This is a genomic window from Streptomyces tricolor (assembly GCF_002155905.1).
GTDB lineage: Bacteria > Actinomycetota > Actinomycetes > Streptomycetales > Streptomycetaceae > Streptomyces > Streptomyces tricolor.
Map to the genome: position 1 here is coordinate 1 of NZ_MUMF01000975.1, position 1311 is coordinate 1311.

Consider the following 1311-nt stretch of genomic DNA (forward strand, 5'->3'; position numbering starts at 1 on the left):
GTCCGGGGCGGGGGCATACGGTGAGGGGCGTACGCCTGAACCGGGAGGAGACAGACGGATGGGCAGTCGTACCGCGCTGGTCGAGGATCTGATGGAACGGTTCCCGCAGGTGCCGCGGGAGGCCGTCTTCAAAGAGGACCTGCTCCGCGGCGGTGTCGCCTTCGACCGCTCCGCCCTCAGCGACAACGAGGGCGGGGACGTCAAGCCGAAGTCGTACTTCATCTTCTCCTTCGACCACGGCACCCTGCCCGAACTGGGCGAGGCCGCGCTGCGCCGGCCCCCGGAGGAGATCATCCTGACCGGCGGCCCGTACGACCTGAGGCGTACGGTCGTCTCCGTGCGGGTGAACCCCGCCTCGCCGTACCGGGTCGCCGCCGACGAGGAGGGCCTGCTCGGGCTCTACCTCGACGGCAAGCGCATCGCCGACGTCGGGGTGCCGCCGATGCCCGAGTACTACCGGCACACCCTGTCCAACGGGAAGTCCGTGATGGAGGTCGCGCCGACCATCCAGTGGGGCTACCTGATCTACCTCACCGTCTTCCGGGTCTGCCAGTACTTCGGCGCCAAGGAGGAGTGCCAGTACTGCGACATCAACCACAACTGGCGCCAGCACAAGGCGGCCGGCCGGCCCTACACCGGCGTCAAGGACGTGGACGAGGTCCTGGAGGCGCTGGAGATCATCGACCGGTACGACACCCAGAAGGCGTCCACCGCCTACACCCTCACCGGCGGCGCGATCACGTCGAAGGTGGCGGGCCGGGACGAGGCCGACTTCTACGGCCACTACGCCAAGGCCATCGAGGAGCGCTTCCCGGGCCGCTGGATCGGCAAGGTCGTGGCGCAGGCGCTGCCCAAGGCGGACGTGCAGCGGTTCAAGGACTACGGCGTGCAGATCTACCACCCCAACTTCGAGGTGTGGGACCGCCGGCTGTTCGAGCTGTACTGCCCCGGCAAGGAGCGGTACGTCGGCCGGGACGAGTGGCACCGCCGCATCCTGGATTCCGCCGAGGTGTTCGGCGCGCGCAACGTGATCCCGAACTTCGTCGCGGGCGTGGAGATGGCCGAGCCCTTCGGCTTCACATCCGTCGACGAGGCCATCGCCTCCACCACCGAGGGCCTGCGCTTCTTCATGTCGCACGGCATCACGCCCCGCTTCACCACCTGGTGCCCGGAGCCCACCACCCCGCTCGGCAAGGCCAACCCGCAGGGCGCGCCGCTGGAGTACCACATCCGGCTGCTCCAGGCCTACCGGCAGACGATGGACGACTTCGGCCTGTCCTCCCCGCCCGGCTACGGCCCGCCCGGCCCCGG

1 protein-coding gene is annotated in these 1311 nt (G+C 69.3%); it reads left to right on the forward strand.

The window, feature by feature from the left end; translation table 11 throughout:
• Positions 1-58 precede the first annotated feature (58 nt).
• Positions 59-1311 (forward strand): radical SAM protein (locus CCN44_RS42055; protein WP_086704540.1); only part of this gene is annotated, 1253 nt, incomplete at its 3' end.